General features: G+C 36.6%; 12 protein-coding genes. 7 read left to right on the top strand and 5 right to left on the bottom strand.

What is annotated here, in order from left to right:
- The first annotated feature begins 12 nt into the window (after positions 1-12).
- The 5 genes from K350_RS32150 (at position 13) to K350_RS32145 (ending at position 6,561) form a co-directional block, all read left to right on the top strand.
- A complete protein-coding gene (locus K350_RS32150; RefSeq protein WP_037576729.1) occupies positions 13-2,340 on the top strand; it encodes an Rv1355c family protein in 2,328 nt (775 codons plus the stop codon).
- Between the two features lie 2 nt (positions 2,341-2,342).
- Positions 2,343-3,032 (top strand): hypothetical protein, encoded by a 690-nt coding sequence (locus K350_RS0123745; protein ID WP_028982043.1) that lies wholly within the window; start codon positions 2,343-2,345, stop codon positions 3,030-3,032.
- A gap of 4 nt (positions 3,033-3,036) precedes the next feature.
- Complete coding sequence (locus tag K350_RS30165) at positions 3,037-5,187, top strand: sensor histidine kinase (RefSeq protein WP_037577129.1); 2,151 nt, start codon at positions 3,037-3,039, stop codon at positions 5,185-5,187.
- Between the two features lie 262 nt (positions 5,188-5,449).
- Positions 5,450-5,701, top strand: coding sequence for a response regulator (locus tag K350_RS32930; RefSeq protein ID WP_245598691.1), 252 nt, complete (start codon positions 5,450-5,452; stop codon positions 5,699-5,701).
- A gap of 230 nt (positions 5,702-5,931) precedes the next feature.
- Positions 5,932-6,561 carry a sensor histidine kinase gene (locus K350_RS32145; protein ID WP_081671131.1) on the top strand — a complete coding sequence of 210 codons (630 nt, stop codon included), beginning with the start codon at positions 5,932-5,934 and terminating at the stop codon, positions 6,559-6,561.
- Here the strand turns inward: K350_RS32145 and K350_RS31650 are convergent.
- The 3 genes from K350_RS31650 to K350_RS0123720 all read right to left on the bottom strand — a co-directional run bounded on the left by K350_RS31650 (position 6,540) and on the right by K350_RS0123720 (position 10,747).
- Positions 6,540-8,723, bottom strand: a complete 2,184-nt coding sequence (locus tag K350_RS31650) for a PAS domain-containing sensor histidine kinase (RefSeq protein ID WP_051313578.1) — start codon at positions 8,721-8,723, stop codon at positions 6,540-6,542. The two genes, K350_RS32145 and K350_RS31650, sit on opposite strands and share 22 nt — an antisense overlap.
- 179 nt (positions 8,724-8,902) lie before the next feature.
- On the bottom strand, positions 8,903-9,694 hold the full coding sequence (locus K350_RS31645) for an MbnP family protein (protein WP_028982042.1): 792 nt from the start codon (positions 9,692-9,694) through the stop codon (positions 8,903-8,905).
- 12 nt (positions 9,695-9,706) lie between these two features.
- Positions 9,707-10,747: a cytochrome-c peroxidase gene (locus K350_RS0123720; RefSeq protein ID WP_037576726.1), complete on the bottom strand. Its 1,041-nt coding sequence runs from the start codon at positions 10,745-10,747 to the stop codon at positions 9,707-9,709.
- 114 nt (positions 10,748-10,861) lie between these two features.
- Between K350_RS0123720 and K350_RS0123715 the strand changes: the two genes are divergently transcribed.
- Positions 10,862-11,770 carry a T9SS type A sorting domain-containing protein gene (locus K350_RS0123715; RefSeq protein WP_028982040.1) on the top strand — a complete coding sequence of 303 codons (909 nt, stop codon included), beginning with the start codon at positions 10,862-10,864 and terminating at the stop codon, positions 11,768-11,770.
- Between the two features lie 90 nt (positions 11,771-11,860).
- A complete protein-coding gene (locus K350_RS0123710) occupies positions 11,861-12,247 on the top strand; it encodes a response regulator (RefSeq protein WP_028982039.1) in 387 nt (128 codons plus the stop codon).
- Between the two features lie 12 nt (positions 12,248-12,259).
- Here the strand turns inward: K350_RS0123710 and K350_RS0123705 are convergent, their stop codons facing one another.
- Entirely contained in the window at positions 12,260-13,489 is a 1,230-nt protein-coding gene (locus tag K350_RS0123705; RefSeq protein ID WP_156027167.1) for a sensor histidine kinase, read from the bottom strand.
- Positions 13,490-13,519: 30 nt separating this feature from the next.
- Entirely contained in the window at positions 13,520-19,813 is a 6,294-nt protein-coding gene (locus K350_RS0123700; protein ID WP_028982037.1) for a HAMP domain-containing protein, read from the bottom strand.
- Between the last annotated feature and the right edge of the window lie 272 nt (positions 19,814-20,085).

Below are 20,085 nucleotides of genomic sequence, written 5' to 3'. Positions count from 1 at the left end.
AAAAATACTCAGATGCATAACAAACTAAATATACTGATTGAAAAAACGGAGAACCTGAGAGCTACATATAAACCTCTGTTATTCAGACTTAAAAAAGAAGAAGAGTTTGTTAAATTTAATGATCTCCTTAAATCCGAGTCTAATCTGTTAGTATTTGACGAGTTGCGTGGCCAGGTAAAAGAGCTGATCAAGTTACGAAATCCTAAGAAGAACCTGACAGCGGCAGAGATGGATCGTGAAATAAATAATTATTTCGATAAAAAAGATCCGGATAAACTAGGTGTTTGGGCATATTACCCATGGGCAAATAAAATAGTACATCTTCTTGATGAAGAGGAATTTGTAGAAGTAAGAACGAATAGAAATTTTTATAAAATTACTCCTGAAGAAAAAGATATACTCGCTGAGAAAAAAGTGGGAATTATTGGATTATCTGTTGGGCAGTCTGTCTCAGTTACTATGGCCATGGAAAGAAGTTTCGGTGAAATAAGACTTGCAGACTTTGATATACTGGAATTGAGTAATTATAACAGAATAAGAACTCCATTATCCAATCTTGGAGTTTCTAAAGCCATATCAGTGGCAAGAGAGATTGCAGAGATTGACCCCTATATCAATGTTAAGTGTTTTCCCGATGGTCTTCATGAAGGAAACATGGATAGCTTTTTTTGCGAGGGAGGAAATCTTGACCTGCTCATCGACGAATGCGATGGACTCGATATAAAAATTTTAGCCAGAATAAAAGCAAAAGAATTAAAAATACCCGTAGTAATGGAAGCAAGCGACAGATGCATGCTTGATGTAGAACGTTTTGATCTTGAGCCAGACAGACCTCTGTTACACGGACTTATCGATGGATTAGATATCCAAAAATTAAAATCACTTAGAACAAATGAAGAGAAAGTTCCATACCTACTTGCGATGATTGGGATAGATACTATTTCAAGCAGATTGAAAGCATCTATGTTTGAAATTGAACAAACTATTACAACATGGCCCCAATTAGCATCTGCTGTTACCTTAGGTGGAGGCCTCACAGCAGATGTATGCAGAAGAATCTTCATCAATGAGTTTTCAGAATCCGGAAGATATTATATGGACGTTGAGCAGATCGTCGGAAATAAGGATAAGAAAAAGCCAACTCTTATTGAATCCCAAGGATTTGAAGATGCATATTTAACTAAAGATGAAATAATAGGAATTATCACCTCTTCTCCCCTTTCTTTAAATAATAAACAGAAATTTATCGAAGAATCGGAAATAAAGGAAATTGTTTCTTCGGCTTTACTGGCGCCTTCTCCAGGAAATAATCAACCTTGGCAATGGTATTATGACAAGGGAAACTTGTATTTATTTTTAAATAAGAAGAAATCAAGTGCAAGTTCTGATTTTGATAATCTATTCTCCTTCATAAGCCTTGGAGCTTCTATGGAGAACCTTATTTTAAAGGCACAGGAAAAAGGGTTGGATGTTTGTGTAGATGAATTTCCATCAGGCAAAAGTAGTCCGCTTGTTGCTAAATTCAATTTCTATACTCCTCATCTCGATACTGCCGAAAACAGAGATTACAAAGACCTCAGTAAATATATAGATGTAAGATGTTCGAATCGTAATGGAGGGAACAAAGAAAAGATAACTCCCTCCGTCATTGACGATCTGACTTCATTACAACATTCAACTCCAGGAGCTATTATAAAAATCATTGATGATCCCACTAAGCTTAAAGAATTAAATGAAGTAATCAAAACGTGTGAACGTATCAGATTCCTTCATCCCGAACTACATGCTGATTTTTTTGAAAAAGAAATTCGATGGAATAACCAGTCTGTCGAATCAAGCAAGGATGGCATGGATATTAGAACCCTGGAATTGTCTGCAACAGAACAGGCAGGAATGAGAGTGGCAAAAGAGGTAGAAGCAATTACCCTGCTAAATAAATGGAAAAAAGGAAAAGGGTTTGAAAAGATTTCTGGCAAAAATCTGGAGGCCGCTTCTGCTATTGGTTTCATAACCCTTCCAAAACATTCTGCTTCATCTTACCTTCAAGGTGGAAGGCTAGTCGAAAGGCTATGGTTATCAGCAACTAAACACCAACTTTCCTTACAACCATTAATGGCGCCAATACTTATGTTTTTAAAATTAAAGCACAAAGATTTAGCGGGCTTGCCAGAACATTTGCTGATGGAGCTCCGTGATGCTAGAGAAAAATATTTAAAGCTTCTTAATATTGATGAAAATATTGCAGAAATTTTCTTATTTAGATTAGCTTTTGCAGAACCGCCCTCTGCAAGGTCTTTAAGATTACCACTGGAAAAATTGCTTTTGATTAACAATATTTAATTATGTTCATTTTTAGAGCATTTAGAGCGATAAACGATCACGAGACTTGCGTTAGATTTAGAGAGGGTCATGTAAAGGTTCTAAGTGACTATGGAATAACGAACATTACCACCAACAATGATGACTGGATGTTTAACCCTAATGTATATGCAATTGTTGCTGAAGACAATCAAGGGGTGGTACAAGGTGGTATCAGAGTTCATATAGCTGACAAAGATCATTTACTTCCTGTTGAAGAAGCTATCGGCGAAATGGATCCTAAAATATTTGACATGGTTAGGGAATTCTCTCTTAGCGGTACTGGAGAATTATGTGGTTTGTGGAATTCTAAAGCAGTAGCAGGGCTAGGAATTAGTCTTTTACTAATACGAGCTGGTATTTCTATCGTCAATCAAGTTAATTTAAGTTCCTTATTTACCATTTGTGCAGATTATACAATGCCCATGGTAAACCGAGTCGGTTTCATTGTTGAGGACCAACTCGGCAATAAAGGTGAATTTATTTATCCCAATGAGAACTATATTGCACGAGTGCTTAGAAGAATGAACGCTATAACATTGGATACTGCTCAGGAATTGGATAGAAACCGCATTCTTGGCTTAAGAGATAAACCGAACCAGTTTTTCAATGAAGAGGGATCCAAAGGACTTCTTGAAATTAATTACCAACTGGTTATTCCTAAAAATCATTAATCTGATGAAATCTCTATTAACATTCATTTTATTTGCTTTTACATTTTTTCAATCACTAGGGCAAAGAAATGAATTAGTCTTTCAATATAAAAATGCCGACAAGTTTGAATCAGCAGGTAAATATCTATACTTATTCAAAGATTCATCGGAAAATTCTCACCCGTCTGTTATAGGAAATTTATCTTACTTTAGAAAAAGTAATCAGGATGTTCCAACATTAGGGGTTTCATCCAAAAATATTTGGGTAAAGTTTCACATACAAAATCTTACTGAATCAAATTCTATTTTCCTCTCCGTGCTTCAGCCCAACATTGATGAAATCTCTCTATATGAAATTGAATCCGGACATGCAAAACTAATTGAAAGCACAGGAGAAATCATTCCTTATTACAATCGAAAATTTAAAAATCAAAACTATATATTTCCAGTTCAAATTAAAAAGGAAGAAATTAAAACCTACTTATTTAAAATCAGGACAGGTGAACAGATATCTATTCCTCTAAAAGTTGGCACACAAACTCCGCTATACGAAAGCCTTCTCCAATTTGATCTGGTTACCGGAATTTATGTGGGAATCATCCTGGTGATGGTTTTTTATAATCTGTTTATATATTTTTCTGTAAGAGATAAGATCTATTTAATTTACGTTTTTTACATCATCATTGTAGGACTTACCCAAACAAATTTTCTAGGCTACAACATTAGATTTTTAACTCCTGGAAACACATGGTTATCTATTAATGGCACATATATTCTTAGTACACTTGTTGGAATTTCAGCGGCACAGTTTATGAGGTTCTTCCTGAATACTTCACAGCATGAGCCTAAGTTGGATAAATTCTTTTATATTTTTTACTGGATTTATTTTATTTCAATCATTCTTGCCTTTTTTACTTATTACAATGCAAGCTTTTTAATAATAGAGCTGAATGCCATGTTCCTGGCCCTATACATGCTTTTCATTGCTTATAAAATAAACCTTAAAGGTTATAAGTCTGCGAAGTTCTTTCTAATCGCATGGACAATATTTCTTATCGGGGTTGTTTTCTTTGTTTTAAGGGATTTTGGTATATTCCCTTATAACACTGTTACAAGCTATACCATGACTCTAGGTTCTGCGCTTGAAGTAATCCTTCTTTCATTTGCCCTTGCAGACAGAATAAATATTTTGAAGAAAGAAAAAGAAATTTCTCAGGCTGAAGCTATCAGAGCCATGGCAGAGAATGACAGAATTATAAGAGAACAAAACGTAATTCTGGAATCCAAAGTAGAAGAGCGTACTTCAGAACTTCAACAATCCAATCAGGACCTTAACAAAGCATTGACTAACTTACAGGAGGCTCAATCACAGCTTGTGGATGCGGAGAAAATGGCTTCACTAGGTCAGCTAACTGCCGGTATTGCACATGAAATTAATAATCCGATTAATTTTGTAAGTTCAAGTATAAATCCACTTAAAAGAGATATACAGGGACTGATGCAGATTCTTGAAGAGTATGAAAAACTTCATAAGCAGGAGCCACAGAACGCTAATCTCAAACAGATTGAAAGATTAAAAGAAGACCTTGAATATGATTATCTGATAGAAGAAATAGATATGATGCTCAGCGGAATCGCAGAAGGGGCCACCAGAACAGCTGAAATTGTTAAAAGTCTAAGAAACTTCTCTCGACTTGACGAGGACGCTTTAAAACCTTCCGATCTAAACCTGGGTATTGACTCTACATTAGTGCTCCTAAACAACAGCATGGATGGGAAAGTAAAAGTTTCAAAATGCTACAATGACATTCCGGCTATTGAATGCTTCCCAGGAAAGATCAATCAGGTATTTATGAATATCCTCACCAACTCTATTCAGGCAGTGAAAGCAAAAAACATTTCAGATGGGGAAATTATAATCTCAACGTTTGAAAAAGATGAGTCTGTAGGAGTTTCGATAAAAGACAATGGAATCGGAATGTCAGAAAAAACTAAGATGAAAATTTTTGAGCCTTTTTTTACTACAAAAGATGTTGGAGAAGGCACAGGCTTAGGACTATCCATCGTTTATACCATCATAGAAAGTCATAAAGGAAAAATTGAAGTCCACTCGGAGGAAGGCATTGGAACAGAATTTATCTTATACCTTCCTAAAAATCTCCAATCTTTGAAGTAAGCAATTGAAAGGTTTATACATTGAAAATGGAAACCTTATTAAAAGATTTTCAGTATAAAATATTCGTTCATATTTTGGGCGTCAGCCTGGAAACAAAGATTTACCCCTTCCTTACTATTTATGCCATATTTTTTTGGTACTATTCAACTTTTTAAAGGGAGGAAAATATAAGTAATCCGGGAATAAAGTATTTGGTATAAATTTTATATTATATTTACTAAAAAAACAAAACACTTTGAAATAGAATAATTTTCAGCACCTTATGGAAGATAAAATCAGGGTTTTGTATGTTGATGACGATGAATACAACTTGAGAGTGTTCAAAGCTTCCTTTCGATTTGATTATCAAATTTTTCTTGCGAAATCAGCAAAAGAAGGACTGGAAATTCTTAAAGAGAATGAAATTCACGTAATCATTGCTGACCAGAAAATGCCTGAGGTGACAGGTGTTCAGGTGTTCAGTTTTTCGAATCCCTTATCAGCCAATATCCGGAAACCATTAGAATATTACTAACAGGATATAGTGACATAGAATCGGTTATTGATGCCATAAACAAGGGAAAGATTTTTTATTATATCAAAAAACCCTGGAACGAAACAGATATCAAACTGGCTATTGAAAAAGCAGGGGAAATATATCTTACCAAAAAACTGTTAAAAAAAAGAACTGAGGACCTTCAAAAGGCCAATGAAGAACTCACAAGATTTGTATACAGTGCATCACATGAGCTGAAAGCCCCGCTTATGACAATTATCGGGGTCCTGAAAGTGGCGGATATGGATCAGAATAAAACAGACGACATGTATCTCAGCATGATCGAAAAATCTGTTAAAAACCTTGATCTTTTTGTAAGAAACATTGTTAACTACTACAAAAACTCCAGGATAGAAGAAACACTTTCAGAAATCAATTTTGACCAGATACTTGATGAAAATATTAAAAGCTTTGAGGGCTTAAATGGTATTAATTTCGCAATCGATATTGTCAACCCTTCCCCTTTTAAGAGTGATGATTTTAGGATTAAGGTAATTCTCAACAATATTTTATCTAATGCAATCAAATATCAGAAAAAAGACAATCCTGAAAAGAGGATAGAAATCAAAATCCATACAACTCCCGAAAAAGCAGAAATATCTATCGCTGATAACGGGATTGGCATTCAGGAAAAACATCTTCCAAGTATCTTTAAAATGTTTTTCAGAGGTACTCATTATAGCGATGGTTCTGGTATAGGATTATACATTGCCAAAGAAGCTATTGATAAGCTTAATGGTTCTATCAAAGTTGAGTCTGAAGAAGGAAAATTTACAAGATTTATGATAGAAATTCCAAACAGCTTTGCTACCTCTCTTCAGGCAGCTGCTTTGAGATAAACTTTAAATGTTGTTCCTTTATCAGGAGCTGATTCCACTTCAATTCTCCCCCCATTTTTATCTACTATTCTTTTCACCAGATACAAACCTATTCCGCTTCCATCCACATGAAAATGTAATCTTTTGAACATAGAAAAAATATTATTTTTCAGACTTGGGTCAAATCCGATTCCATTGTCACTCACTTCAAAATATATATAATCATTCTCACAGCCTGTCTTTATCACAACACTTGGTGTTCTAAATGGTGATCTGTATTTGATAGCATTGGACAGAAGGTTATATAAAATACTTTTTAGATTCGTGCGGGAAAAGCGGATATTGGGACAATTAGAGAAATCTGTGATTACTTCTGCATTGCAGGAAGAAATCATTTCTTTAATATTTTGCTTGATTTCATCAACAACCTGATCTATTGCAATTACTGCCTGATCTTCGGATGAAGCATCACTTATTTTGGCTATGTCTGTAAGACCTTGCAGGGTATCTTTAAAGTTAGCAATTGACCTATGTATTAAATCCATTATCATAGGAGTAGTATTGCCATTGCCGGTTTTAAGCTCAGCATCCAGAGTAAAAATAAGCCCTTCTATATTTGAAATCGGAGCTTTGAGATCGTGAGAAGCACTATACACAAAGTTGTCAAGGTCGTCATTAATTCTCAGCAATTCTTCATTTCGCTGCTTTAACTCTTCTTCAGCTTTCTCCCTTTCAATTACTTCCTTTTGAAGCTCTTCATTTAACACAGATAGCTGAAATGTCCTTTCTTCTACCCTTTCCTCCAATTCATTATTGATCACAATCAATGCTTCTTCAGCCTTTTTGAGTTCATCGTTTTTCTCTGACAAAGCCTGATTTTTTGCTCTTATCTCCTCTTCTATTCTTCTTCGTTCAGATATATCCAGAATGATACCTTTAAGCTTATAAGGCCGATTATGAATTGAAATAACCTTTCCCTTAATAAATAAGAACAGATCTTTATCTTTTATTCTTATCTCTGTTGAAAATGGCTTATTTCCTTCAACTGATTCCTTAATGAGATTTTCTAATATTTCACAATCATCAGGATCGATAAAGCTCTTAAAACTTGTAAATGTTAAATCACCGGTATTATTTAGGTGGAATTGTTTCAAAATCTCTTCAGAACATTTCAACTTATTGGTTTTAATATTCCATTCAAATATTCCCAACCTGGCTATTTCTTGCACTTCCTTTAATTCCGAAAGGCTATTTTTCAATCTATCTTCAAGAACCTTTCTTTCGGAAATATCATTGACAATGCAAATCCCGCCTGTAATTTTCTTTTCCTCATGCTTGAGTGGAATCAGAACCGCATCGAAAAAACCTTTTTTACCATTGCGGTTTAAATCTTCAAGGTTAATGATAACGCCTTCCAGTACATTCCTAAAGAACACTTCTTCACCTGAAAATTTGTATTCCGGAAACAAATCAAAAAGGTGCCGTCCTATCACATCTTCCTTCTTCAGGTTATTATGCTCTTCTAATAATCTGTTCCAAGTAGTAATCCTGAAATTTCTGTCAAAAGAAAGAACTCCGAAATTCACATTATTGATCAAGGTATCTTTAAATCTCCTTTCTCTGGCTACAATTTTCACAGCTTTTTCTTTTTCCCTGATTTCCCTAATCAGAAGCTCATTAGAGATTTGTAATTCTTCGTTTTTCTTTCTTATTATATCATTATTAATGTCTGAAGAAAGCTTTAAAATAAGCTCTTCTATATGCAAATGATAATCATTTAATTCCTGAACAATGGAAAGAGCCGTTCTTACATCTTTTGTAAATTCCGGTAAAAACTGAAGTAAAACATCTTTTCGGATTCCAAATCCTATAAGCAAATCAGAAGGTTGTACTGAATATTTATTCACCTCATAAGGCAATGCTCCATGCTTCCACCGATCGGTAAGCTGCAATATCTCCTCCAGGCACCTGTCGGCAATAGCATCATTTAAAAATAATATGAATCTCTCTCTAAAAAATGTCATCAGCACTTTTTCCGGAACATCCCGAAACAAAGTGATCAAAGGCAAATCAAGTGATTTTATATTATTAAAATAACTTTCACAAATTTTATCCAAAACATTGCTTAAACAAAACTCAGCAAACTCCTTAAAATGGTTAAATATAAAACTTGTAGTTTTCATCCTTTTGATATTGCCTATCAAAAGAAAAAACAGGGTATACCTAGAATTGTTTGTTATTACAGTAATTGATTATGGAATCCATTAAGTCAGGGAGACTATTATTTCTATAAATAATCAGATTTTAAAAATTAGAAGGCGTAAAAAATCCGACAAAAATCGGGTTATTCTCAAGCCAAAATTTAATCTATAATCTCTGAAGAGACCAGCTCGATGGTATTGGAAATATTGGCACTTAAAAGGTCCGCAAAATATCCCCCATGTACCATAGTTGATGACTGTTTTGCAAGGGAGTAAAAGGAGCCATCTCCGTTTACAAGTATTTTCTGAAAATCAAACTTCAAAACTACTCTTGTAGTTTTTCCTTTTTCAATCTTAAACGAAGTTTTAGGGCTAAGCACATTTCCAAAGGAAAAAGGCATGATTCTTTTGTCTTCTCCTATACCAAAGTGAAACTTATTCTGATAAACATTCGGACCATTCCCTTCAGCAAGGAAAAATATATATCCTGAATTCCAACTCCAGTACATGTCTGATTGGGCCAGGTTTAATGGTCTCAAAGCAACTGTAGGATCCGCATGATTTACATCCCTTGGCAACCCTATATTAAAACGTAATCCTTTATATTCCCCTGGTTTCACATCAAAGTATAGTTTCTCGCTATTCGGTAAAGAGGTGAAATTCACAAGAAATATATTCCTACCTGAACTGTCTTCCGCGGCCTCTTCGGTTGAGTTGCCGGCAGCAAAACCAATATCTGACACAAAAAACTTTAGTTTGGTTAGCCTATACTGTTCTCCTGCTCCACTTGTGTAAATTGAATCCATAAACAAATTATCGCTTCCTGTTACAGACATAAAAATCAGTTCGACCTTGCCTTTATCCTGATCTGCTGCAACTGGTAATGCCCCCTTGTCTTTTTTGCAGGCACTTATAAATAGAATCAGAAATAACCCGAAAACTAAATTTTTCATAGAAATAAGAATTTATCTCTTTTTATGAGTATTCACAAAAGAAGTGTCAGTAAGAGTTTTGAGAAAGTTAATCACATCTTTTTTTTCCTGATCGGTAAGACTTTCTTCATGGTAATGTACATGAGGTGATTTATTGGTATTGAATTTCCCTCCTCTTAAATAATGTTCCAGCACTTCTTCCAGCGTTGCGATGCTCCCATCGTGCATATAAGGTCCTGTCAATTCTACATTTCTAAGCGTGGGCACTTTGAATTTTCCCTTATCAGATTCATCACCGGTAATCAGATATCTTCCATGATCGGGATATACAACATACAGACCTGTATTCTGAAATGTACCATTAGTAAAGTTTATTCCGCTATGACAAGACGCACAATGCAATCTGTCGCTGAAGAAAAGATTCATACCATTTATTTCTGACTCTGAAAATATTTCTTTCTTCTGATAAAAATATTGGTCATACCTTGAATTGCCACTGATAAGGGTTCTTTCATATGCAGCAATAGCCCTGAACAATGAAAAATCATCGGGTTCTCTATTGTATGCTTTTTTGAACAAAGAAGGATAGACAGGATGTTTTTTAAGGCGCGCAATAGCTTCTTCTAAAGGTAAATTCATTTCTAAATGATTTGTAACTGGAGCTAATACTTGCAACTCCAGGGAAGGAATGCCACCATCCCACATGAATGAATCAAACCAGGCTAAATTTATGAGAGGCATCGTATTTCTGCTTCCTAAATGTCCGTTTACACCTGAACTCACTGCTGACATATCACTGAAGGCAATGGCCGGATGATGGCAAGACCCGCATGAAACGGAAGAATCGGCTGAAAGGATCGGATCGAAAAACAACATTTTACCGAGCGCGACTCTTTCACTTGTAAGCTGATTATCTGCAGGAATTTCCGGTTGAGGAAATCCTTCAGGGATTACTAACTCATAGGCTGGTTCAACAGAATTTTCTTTTTTCCCTTCTTTTTTGCATCCAGAAATTGACACTACAAAAAGAAATAATAACAAGCCAGCAAACGAATTTATATTGGAAATACTCATTGTGACAAATTTAATTCAAAATCGGGTATTCATTCTTCCTGCTTTTCTTTAATAGGTAAAAAGGAATAGACTCACTTTTTCAGAATTATATTTTTTTGGTAACTTTCCATAAATATGGTAAAAAAGCTATTATTTCTATTGATTTTCCTGGTTATTTCAATTTCTGTATTTTGCCAGGATACGCTTAGGCATATAGGCTCGGATGAAGAAATGACAGCATACAGGTCTGATTATTATGGTTATACTTGCGGATATGTTACCGGGCAGAACTGCTGGTTTTCGGAAAATTATGCCGAAAAATACAGAATAAAAGGATCTGCTGAGGTTATTGGGGTTATAAGTTATCATAAAGGTTTTCTAAATAAACCAAACCGACAGCTGACTTTTGATATATGGTCTGTTGGTACGGACCATCTTCCTGCCGACTCCTTGGGTGGAAGATTTATGAGCTACAGAAATATTCTTGTTTATGGAAACCCTGTTCAAACGCTTTTCTATGAGCCTGTACCTGTACAAGATTCATTCTTTGTAGCTTGTAATTTTTTGCTTTATGCTCATGAGCCCTTCACTGATACGCTTGCAATATTGACTTCTCTTGACGCTTCTCGCCCCGATAGTGATCTTTCCAATACCGGAACCAATGCTGTAAGATTTCATCATTCCAATTGGAAAGATTTGTATAGTAGACTAGGATATAAATTCCATCTTGCGCTTTTTCCAATTGTAAGATACAATGCGGTTGCCGGAAATATAAATTATCAGGATGCGGTTAGCTTCGTGTCAGCTTATCCCAACCCTTGCATAGATGAGACACTTGTTTCTTTTTCTATTGGAATTGAATCGAAAGTCAGAATAAAAATTACCAATTTAGATCAGAAGGAAATAAAGTATATAGATCTCGGTTGGAAATCTCCCGGACTATATCATGAGAATATTAATGTCAATGAACTGCCTGCCGGAATATATATGTTAAGTGTTGAGTCGGATTTTTCCTGTCAGGTTTACAAATTTATAAAAGGATAATAAAGTCTTTTAAATCCGTTTTTGAATTATAGATTAAGAGAATATTGTCTAAATTAGGGTTTTAATTAAATTTTTGAATTTAGTTTTTTAATGGCATCTACATTTGTAAAATTAGAATCAGTAATGATTATTGATGATAATGAAATGGATAACTTATTGAACAAAATTATCCTTGAAAAATATAACTACTCTCAAAACATTCAGCTTTATAATAGTCCTACAGTTGCAATTAAAGACTTGACAGAGGGAAAAATAACACCAGATGCAATTTTTGTAGATATAAACATGCCGGAAATGACCGGATTTGAATTTGTGGAAGCTTTTGAAAAAATTGAAAGACCGGAACTTCTCAAAGCAAAGCTTTTTATCATATCATCATCGGACGATAAACAAGATATAAGAAAAGCTTTCAGCTTTAAATCTGTTTCCAAATACCTTACCAAACCATTGGACATTATACAATTAACATCAGAGTAAAATCTTTTCTGATCAAATAAGAACGATTTCCGGATTAACTCTGATAAAGACAGAAAAGGTGGTACCTTTACCCTGTTCACTATCTACTTCTATTCTCCCTCCGCAGTTTTCCACTATTTTCTTCACTATGTAAAGGCCGATTCCTGTGCCCTCTACATGGTCATGGAGACGTTTAAACATGGTAAAGATTTTTTCTTTATCATTGGGGTTAAAGCCCAAACCATTATCAGAAACCGAGATAATGATATATTCCTCTACCCTTCCAATATTGATTTCCACTTCAGGAATTCTTTCTGAGGACCTGTATTTTATTGCATTGCTTATAAGATTGTACAATACACTTTTAAGATTTTTTCTGGAGAAACTGACTTTCGTATCCCCATCGTGAATTATATTCAGAATTGCTCCAGTGTTCTCAATCATGTCCCTTATGCCGACCTTAACATCTTCAATGACCTCCAAAATATCAATAGTATTCACATCTTCTTCAATACTTTTCTGTATTTTGGTTACTTCAGTAAGATCATGAATCGTTACCTTAAAGCGAGATATAGATTCATTGATCATACCAATGATCATTTTCACATTATCATCATCAAGCATATCCGGAGAAAAGAAATCCGTAAGAGAAGCCAATAGTCCTTCAATATTTGAAACCGGAGCTTTCAGGTCGTGTGAGGCCGCATATACAAAGCTATCGAGATCATTGTTTACCTTCTTCAATTCGAAGTTGGCTTTCTCCAGTTCTACGTTTTTATCCGTTAGTTCTTCTGTTCTTTGCCTTACACGATCCTCAAGTTCATTGTTCATTTCCCTGAGTTGCTTCTCATGAGCTACAAGCAAATGGGTTTTCCTGTATAATTCAGCAAAAACATTCACCTTAGCCCTTAAAAGTTCAGGGTTTATTGGTTTATAAATATAATCTACCGCCCCTGCCTGATAGCCTTTATAGACATATTCATCACTATAGCTGTGAGCAGTTACAAAAATAACCGGAATATGCTTGAGCTTATCTCTTTCATAGATCAGAGAAGCAGTTTCATATCCGGAGAGATCCGGCATCTGCACATCTAGCAAGATGAGGGTGAAATCATGTTCTTTCAAAAGAATCTTCAACGCTTCCCTTCCCGACCTTGCTGTGCGGATTACATACCCATCCCTTTCAAGGACAGTGCTCATTGAGAACAAATTATCCTCCCGGTCATCTACTAGTAATACTTTAATCTCGGGCCTGGTTTCCAATTCCTTAATAATTTTAAAGATTCACTTTAATTATTTTCTCATCCATACTCGCATCAAAGCTAAAAGCTGATCGATTTTAACAGGTTTAGTAATATAATCCGAAGCACCGGCCTCAATACATTTCTGCCTGTCGCCTTTCATGGCCTTTGCAGTGACAGCAATTATAGGAAGATTAAAATTCTTATTTTCTCTTCTGATCTTTTGAATTGTTTCATATCCATCCATCTCAGGCATCATTATATCCATTAGAATCAGATCAACCTTATCGTTGCTATTTAAGATATTTATTGCTTCTTTACCACTTTCAGCAGTAATGGAATTGATATTTAATCTTTCAAAAACAGTGGTTAAAGCGAAAAGATTCCTGATATCATCATCTACCACTAAAACATTCTTTCCATTTAAAATATCTTCTTCTCGCTGTATTTTTATTATTCGGTTTTTAATATCCAGAGGTAAATCATTAAATGAAATATGCATATGAATGATAGCCTCCTCAAGCAATTTATCCAGCGAATTTACATCCTTTAAAAGAATACTTTTGGTTATTTTTTTTATTTGATTTGCTTCTGCCGGAGAAAACTCCTTAGCAGTATATAATATCACCGGCGTATACTGAAGTTGCTTCTTATCATTAAACTGACTTATAAGGTCTTTCACTTCAACATCTGGCAGTTTATAATCCAGTATTATCGCATCAAAACCGTTTGCATACCACTCACTCACTGCTTCTTTACCTGTAGAAACAACCGTCACATTGATAGTCTGAATCTGTAAAAAAAGATCTTTAATTCTTGAAGAATCAATTTCATTATCCTCCACTACGAGGAGATTTCGGGTCTTTCTTGAATGAAATTCCTGGATATCCCTAAATAACTCATCGAGTACATTTTTTTTCACTGGCTTCATCAAAAAGCTTCTGGCGCCTCTATGGTATGCCAGATCTGCATTTTCTTCCCCTGAAATCATATACACAGGAATATGACGAAGGTTAGGATCATTTTTGAAGAGATCAAGTACCCGCCATCCACTACTTACACCTGGCATCTTGATATCCAAAGTAACAGCAGCCAGTTTATAGGTAATGGCCATTTCAAAGACTTCCCCATAGCTCGCAGCAATAATTGCTTTAAAACCATAATCATGGGCTTTATCAAGAATAATCTTTGCAAACCTCTGATCATCCTCAACAATCATAATCACACTATCTCCAAGCTTTAGTGTATTTCTATCATCACCAGGATCAGGAAACATTTCAGACAGCAACTCAAAGTCAGGAATCTCAATATCCAGACCTCCCCCTTCAGAAGGATTTAGAAAACTTCCCAATGTTTTAGCTGTTCCGGAATTAACAGTATCCAGTGAAACAATTTTTGTCTCCGGCACCTTAGTTATCTTCAAATCTTCCGGAGTAGATTTTACAGGAATATATAGTATGAATGTACTACCCTTGTCTACTTCACTTTCAAGTTCTATAGTTCCACCTAACAGCTCTGCAAGACCTCTTGAAATCGAAAGCCCAAGGCCTGTTCCACCATACTTTCTTGAAGTAGATCCTTCTGCCTGCTGAAAGGCCTCAAAAATAATATTCTGTTTGTCAATCGGAATACCGATACCTGTGTCTGAAATTGCAAAGGCAATAACTTTATCTGCATTTTCAAGCTGTCTGTTTCTTTGTTTCCAGGATCTCTCAGCATTGTATATTTTTAATCTGACTTCTCCTTTTTCAGTAAACTTAAATGCATTGGAAAGCAGATTTTTTAATATCTGATTTAGCCTCTGCATATCCGTTTCAATTGACTCAGTAAGGTCTTCAACTAAAATATTGAACTTAACTTTTTTAGTTTCAGCAACAGGCTTAAATGTTGTCTCAACAAAGCCTGTAATTTCACTGATAGGAATTTTAGATACCTGAATAGAGATATATCCTGATTCAATTTTAGAAAGATCAAGAATATCATTAATCAATTGGATTAGGTCGTCTCCGCATGAATATATGGTACGAGCATAATTAACCTGTCTATCCGAGAGATTTCCTTCAGGATTCTCAAACAGTTGCTGAGCAAGTATCAACAAGCTGTTAAGTGGAGTTCTCAGCTCATGAGACATATTTGCCAAGAACTCAGATTTATATTTAGAAGTCAGAGTAAGCTGTTCAGCCTTGTCTTCCAGAGATCTTCTTGCTTCTTCAATAACTCTGTTTTTCTCTTCTACTTCCTGCTTCTGTTTCTCCAACAGGAAGGCTTTATCCTGAAGCTCTTCGTTTGTTCTGGTAAGTTCGTCTGCAAGTGACTGAGACTGAATAAGCAGTTCTTCAGTTCTTGTATTAGTTTCAATAGTGTTAATTACTATACCGATACTTTCTGTCAGCTGATCAAGGAAATCAAGGTGAGTACTGGAGAATGTATCAAAAGAAGCCAGTTCAATTACCGCCTTAATCTGATTTTCGAACAATACCGGAAGCACTATAATTGACAGAGGACTTGCTTCTCCAAGGCTTGAGCTTATTTTAAGATAATCTACAGGAACATTTTGTAGATGTATCTTTTCTTTTTCCAGAGCACACTGCCCAACAAGACCTTCACCAATATTAAATTCTCTTGGAATTGTAGTGTCATCTGCATAGGAAGCGAATAGTTTCAGCTTCACCTGATCTCCTTCATCATTCAAGATATAGAATGATCCTTTCTGAGCCACAACAACCTGAGCAAGTTCTGAAAGGATTTTCTTAGCCACAGTATTCGTGTCTCTTTGCCCCTGAAGCATTTGAGTGAATTTAGCAAGGTTGGATTTGAGCCAGTCTTGCTCGTGGTTTCTAAGGGTTGTTTCCTTAAGATTAGCAATCATCTGATTGATGGTATCTTTAAGCGCCTCAACCTCTCCTCTTGCTTCTACTCTGATGGTTCTTGTTAAATCTCCTTTGGTTACAGCAGATGCTACTTCTGAAATAGATCTTACCTGAGTAGTAAGATTTGCTGCAAGCTGGTTTACGTTTTCAGTAAGATCTTTCCAGATACCTGAAGCCCCAGGCACACTAGCCTGCCCGCCCAATCGTCCTTCCACTCCTACTTCCTTCGCAACAGTTGTTACCTGATCAGCAAAAATAGCAAGTGTATCAATCATCTCGTTGATTGTATCTGTCAACTGAGATACTTCACCTGATGCATTAATATTTAATTTTTGTTTCAGATTACCTTTAGCTACAGAAGTTACAACTTTAGCAATACCTCTCACCTGACTGGTAAGGTTAGATGCCATGAAGTTTACACTATCTGTTAAATCTTTCCATGTACCTGCTACACCTTTTACCTGTGCCTGTCCGCCCAGTTTACCTTCAGAACCTACTTCCCTTGCCACACGTGTTACCTCAGATGCAAAGGAGTTCAGCTGATCCACCATGGTATTGATGGTATTTTTCAAATCAAGAATTTCACCTTTTACATCCACCATGATGGTTTTAGAAAGGTCGCCACTTGCCACAGCTTTCGTTACTTCCGCAATATTACGCACTTGGGAAGTCAGGTTACCGGACATGTGGTTTACAGAATCAGTAAGATCTTTCCAAATACCTGCAACACCAGGAACGAATGCTTGTCCGCCCAGTTTTCCTTCAGTACCTACTTCCCTAGCCACACGGGTTACTTCAGATGCAAATGCTCTCAACTGGTCCACCATTGTATTGATGGTTTCTTTCAGCTGAAGGATTTCTCCACGCACATCAACGGTAATTTTCTTAGACATGTCACCATTTGCCACAGCTATCGCAACGTCTGTGATGTTACGTACCTGAGCAGTAAGATTACCAGCCATCTGGTTTACAGAATCTGTAAGGTCTTTCCAAACTCCTCCAACCCCTTCCACACTTGCCTGACCACCCAGTTTACCTTCCGTACCTACTTCCCTTGCCACACGGGTTACTTCAGATGCGAAGGCCCTCAACTGGTCCACCATTGTATTGATGGTATTTTTAAGTTCAAGGATTTCTCCTTTTACATTTACTTCAATCTTCCTTGATAGATCACCTTTTGCCACGGCAGTCGTTACCTCTGCGATATTTCTTACCTGGGCAGTTAAATTGCCTCCCATTTTATTTACAGAATCAGTAAGGTCTTTCCAGGTACCAGCCACACCAGGTACATAAGCCTGACCGCCCAGCTTTCCTTCAGAACCTACTTCACGGGCAACACGGGTTACTTCAGAACCAAATGCATTCAACTGATCCACCATGGTATTAATGGTATTTTTCAATTCAAGAATTTCACCCTTAACATCCACGGTAATTTTCCTTGAAAGATTACCTTTTGCCACGGCAGTCGTTACTTCCGCAATGTTACGCACCTGAGCGGTGAGATTGCTCGCCATCTGATTTACAGAATCAGTAAGGTCTTTCCAAACACCTCCGACATCGCGCACTTTAGCTTGTCCTCCCAGCTTCCCTTCTGTTCCTACTTCCAAAGCCACACGCGTAACTTCAGATGCGAAGGAGTTTAGCTGATCCACCATCGTATTGATGGTATTTTTAAGTTCAAGAATTTCCCCTTCTACGTTAACTGTAATTTTCTTTGAAAGATCACCGTTAGCCACTGCTGTAGTAACATCAGCAATGTTACGCACCTGAGCTGTAAGATTGCTGGCCATCTGATTTACAGAATCTGTAAGGTCTTTCCATACACCTCCAACGTCCCTTACTTTAGCCTGACCACCAAGTTTACCTTCAGTACCCACTTCCACAGCAACTCTGGTTACCTCGGAAGCAAAGGAGTTCAACTGATCCACCATCGTGTTAATGGTTTCCTTTAATTCAAGAATTTCCCCTTCGACATTTACTGTAATTTTCTTGGAAAGATCTCCGTTTGCTACAGCAGTTGTTACATCTGCGATGTTACGTACCTGAGCTGTAAGATTGCTGGCCATTTGATTCACAGAATCTGTAAGATCTTTCCATACCCCACCAACTCCTTTCACTTTTGCCTGGCCGCCTAGTTTACCCTCTGTACCTACTTCCAATGCCACGCGGGTTACTTCTGAAGCAAAAGAGTTCAATTGATCCACCATCGTATTAATGGTATTTTTCAATTCAAGGATTTCACCTTCTACATTTACAGTGATTTTCTTTGATAAGTCTCCTTTGGCTACAGCAGTTGTTACATCAGCAATGTTACGCACCTGAGCGGTAAGGTTACTCGCCATCTGGTTTACAGAATCAGTAAGATCCTTCCAGACTCCACCAATTCCTTTTACTTTGGCCTGTCCACCTAGTTTCCCTTCAGTACCTACTTCCAGAGCCACCCGAGTTACTTCTGATGCGAATGAGTTCAATTGATCCACCATGGTATTAATGGTATTTTTCAACTCAAGAATTTCGCCTTTTACCTGAACAGTGATTTTTTTTGATAAGTCTCCTTTTGCAACGGCTGTGGTTACATCTGCAATGTTACGCACCTGAGCGGTAAGGTTGCTGGCCATTTGATTCACGGAGTCTGTAAGGCCTTTCCACGTACCCGCCACCCCTTTCACCTGCGCCTGTCCGCCTAGCTTTCCCTCTGTACCCACTTCAAGAGCCACACGGGTTACCTCCGAAGAGAAAGAGTTAAGCTGGTCCACCATGGTATTGATGGTATTCTTCAATTCAAGAATTTCTCCTTTTACATCAACAGTGATTTTTTTTGACAAATCACCTTTAGCAACAGCAGTGGTAACTTCCGCAATATTTCTTACCTGGTCAGTAAGGTTACCGGCCATCAGATTTACAGAATCCGTAAGATCTTTCCAAACCCCAGCTACACCTTTAACTTTAGCTTGTCCCCCCAATTTTCCTTCCGCCCCCACTTCCCTTGCCACACGGGTAACTTCCATTGAAAAGAGGTTCAGCTGCTTCACCATGTCATTTACCTCTTTAGCAATCCTGTAAAATTCTCCTTTCAGCTTATGATTACTGACTGCCAGAGGCATTGTATTGGAAAGATTACCTTTGGCAACTGAACTGATTACATCAGCAATTTCTATAGTTGGTTGCACTAAATCGGTGATTAGTGCATTAATAGAATTAGTACCTTCTTTCCAGGCTCCTTTTCCATCAGTAAATGAGATCCGGTGCTCAAGTTGTCCGTTTTTACCTATTATGATAGCAGCCTCAGTGAGCTCCTCCATGAAGCGCTCATTCATTTCGACAATGGTATTCATGGTATCGGAAATTTTTCCTTTTATACCTGTCTGATCCAATGCCATCCTGGCTGAAAAGTTACCATTTTTAATTTCGGTCAAAACTCTGAGCAACTCTTCATCTAAAGAAGAGACTTCCTTTGTAGCAGCTTTTACTTTCATAAATCAATTACTCTGAAAAATTTACCTGGACTTATTTTTCCTAATTGGAAATTTGATAACATACTTCAATTGGCAAATAATACTTTTTTACCAAAGAGCAAACCCGAAAGGATAGGAAATGTTTTAAACGTAATCTTAAATAGATCCTATTTTGAAAGCAATATATTGCTTATCATATGGATTAAAAAATAAAAAAAATGAAAATTATAGGCATAATATTCCCTGCCAGATTCATGTAAAACCATAATCTGAAATTTATCCATCTCAGATTA

The sequence above is a fragment of the Sporocytophaga myxococcoides DSM 11118 genome (assembly GCF_000426725.1).
In the GTDB taxonomy this organism is placed as follows: domain Bacteria; phylum Bacteroidota; class Bacteroidia; order Cytophagales; family Cytophagaceae; genus Sporocytophaga; species Sporocytophaga myxococcoides.
The sequence above is the reverse complement of the archived record's forward strand: the minus strand, read 5'-3'. Positions and strand labels throughout refer to the sequence as shown.

Excerpts from the sequence above, each read along its gene's own strand:
- K350_RS32150 (WP_037576729.1), top strand. The coding sequence starts at position 13 with ATGCATAACAAACTAAATATACTGATTGAAAAAACGGAGAACCTGAGA.
- K350_RS31645 (WP_028982042.1), bottom strand. The coding sequence starts at position 9,694 with ATGAAAAATTTAGTTTTCGGGTTATTTCTGATTCTATTTATAAGTGCC.
- K350_RS32930 (WP_245598691.1), top strand. The coding sequence starts at position 5,450 with ATGGAAGATAAAATCAGGGTTTTGTATGTTGATGACGATGAATACAAC.
- K350_RS0123715 (WP_028982040.1), top strand. The coding sequence starts at position 10,862 with ATGGTAAAAAAGCTATTATTTCTATTGATTTTCCTGGTTATTTCAATT.
- K350_RS0123720 (WP_037576726.1), bottom strand. The coding sequence starts at position 10,747 with ATGAGTATTTCCAATATAAATTCGTTTGCTGGCTTGTTATTATTTCTT.
- K350_RS32145 (WP_081671131.1), top strand. The coding sequence starts at position 5,932 with ATGACAATTATCGGGGTCCTGAAAGTGGCGGATATGGATCAGAATAAA.
- K350_RS31650 (WP_051313578.1), bottom strand. The coding sequence starts at position 8,723 with ATGAAAACTACAAGTTTTATATTTAACCATTTTAAGGAGTTTGCTGAG.
- K350_RS0123745 (WP_028982043.1), top strand. The coding sequence starts at position 2,343 with ATGTTCATTTTTAGAGCATTTAGAGCGATAAACGATCACGAGACTTGC.
- K350_RS0123700 (WP_028982037.1), bottom strand. The coding sequence starts at position 19,813 with ATGAAAGTAAAAGCTGCTACAAAGGAAGTCTCTTCTTTAGATGAAGAG.
- K350_RS0123710 (WP_028982039.1), top strand. The coding sequence starts at position 11,861 with ATGGCATCTACATTTGTAAAATTAGAATCAGTAATGATTATTGATGAT.
- K350_RS30165 (WP_037577129.1), top strand. The coding sequence starts at position 3,037 with ATGAAATCTCTATTAACATTCATTTTATTTGCTTTTACATTTTTTCAA.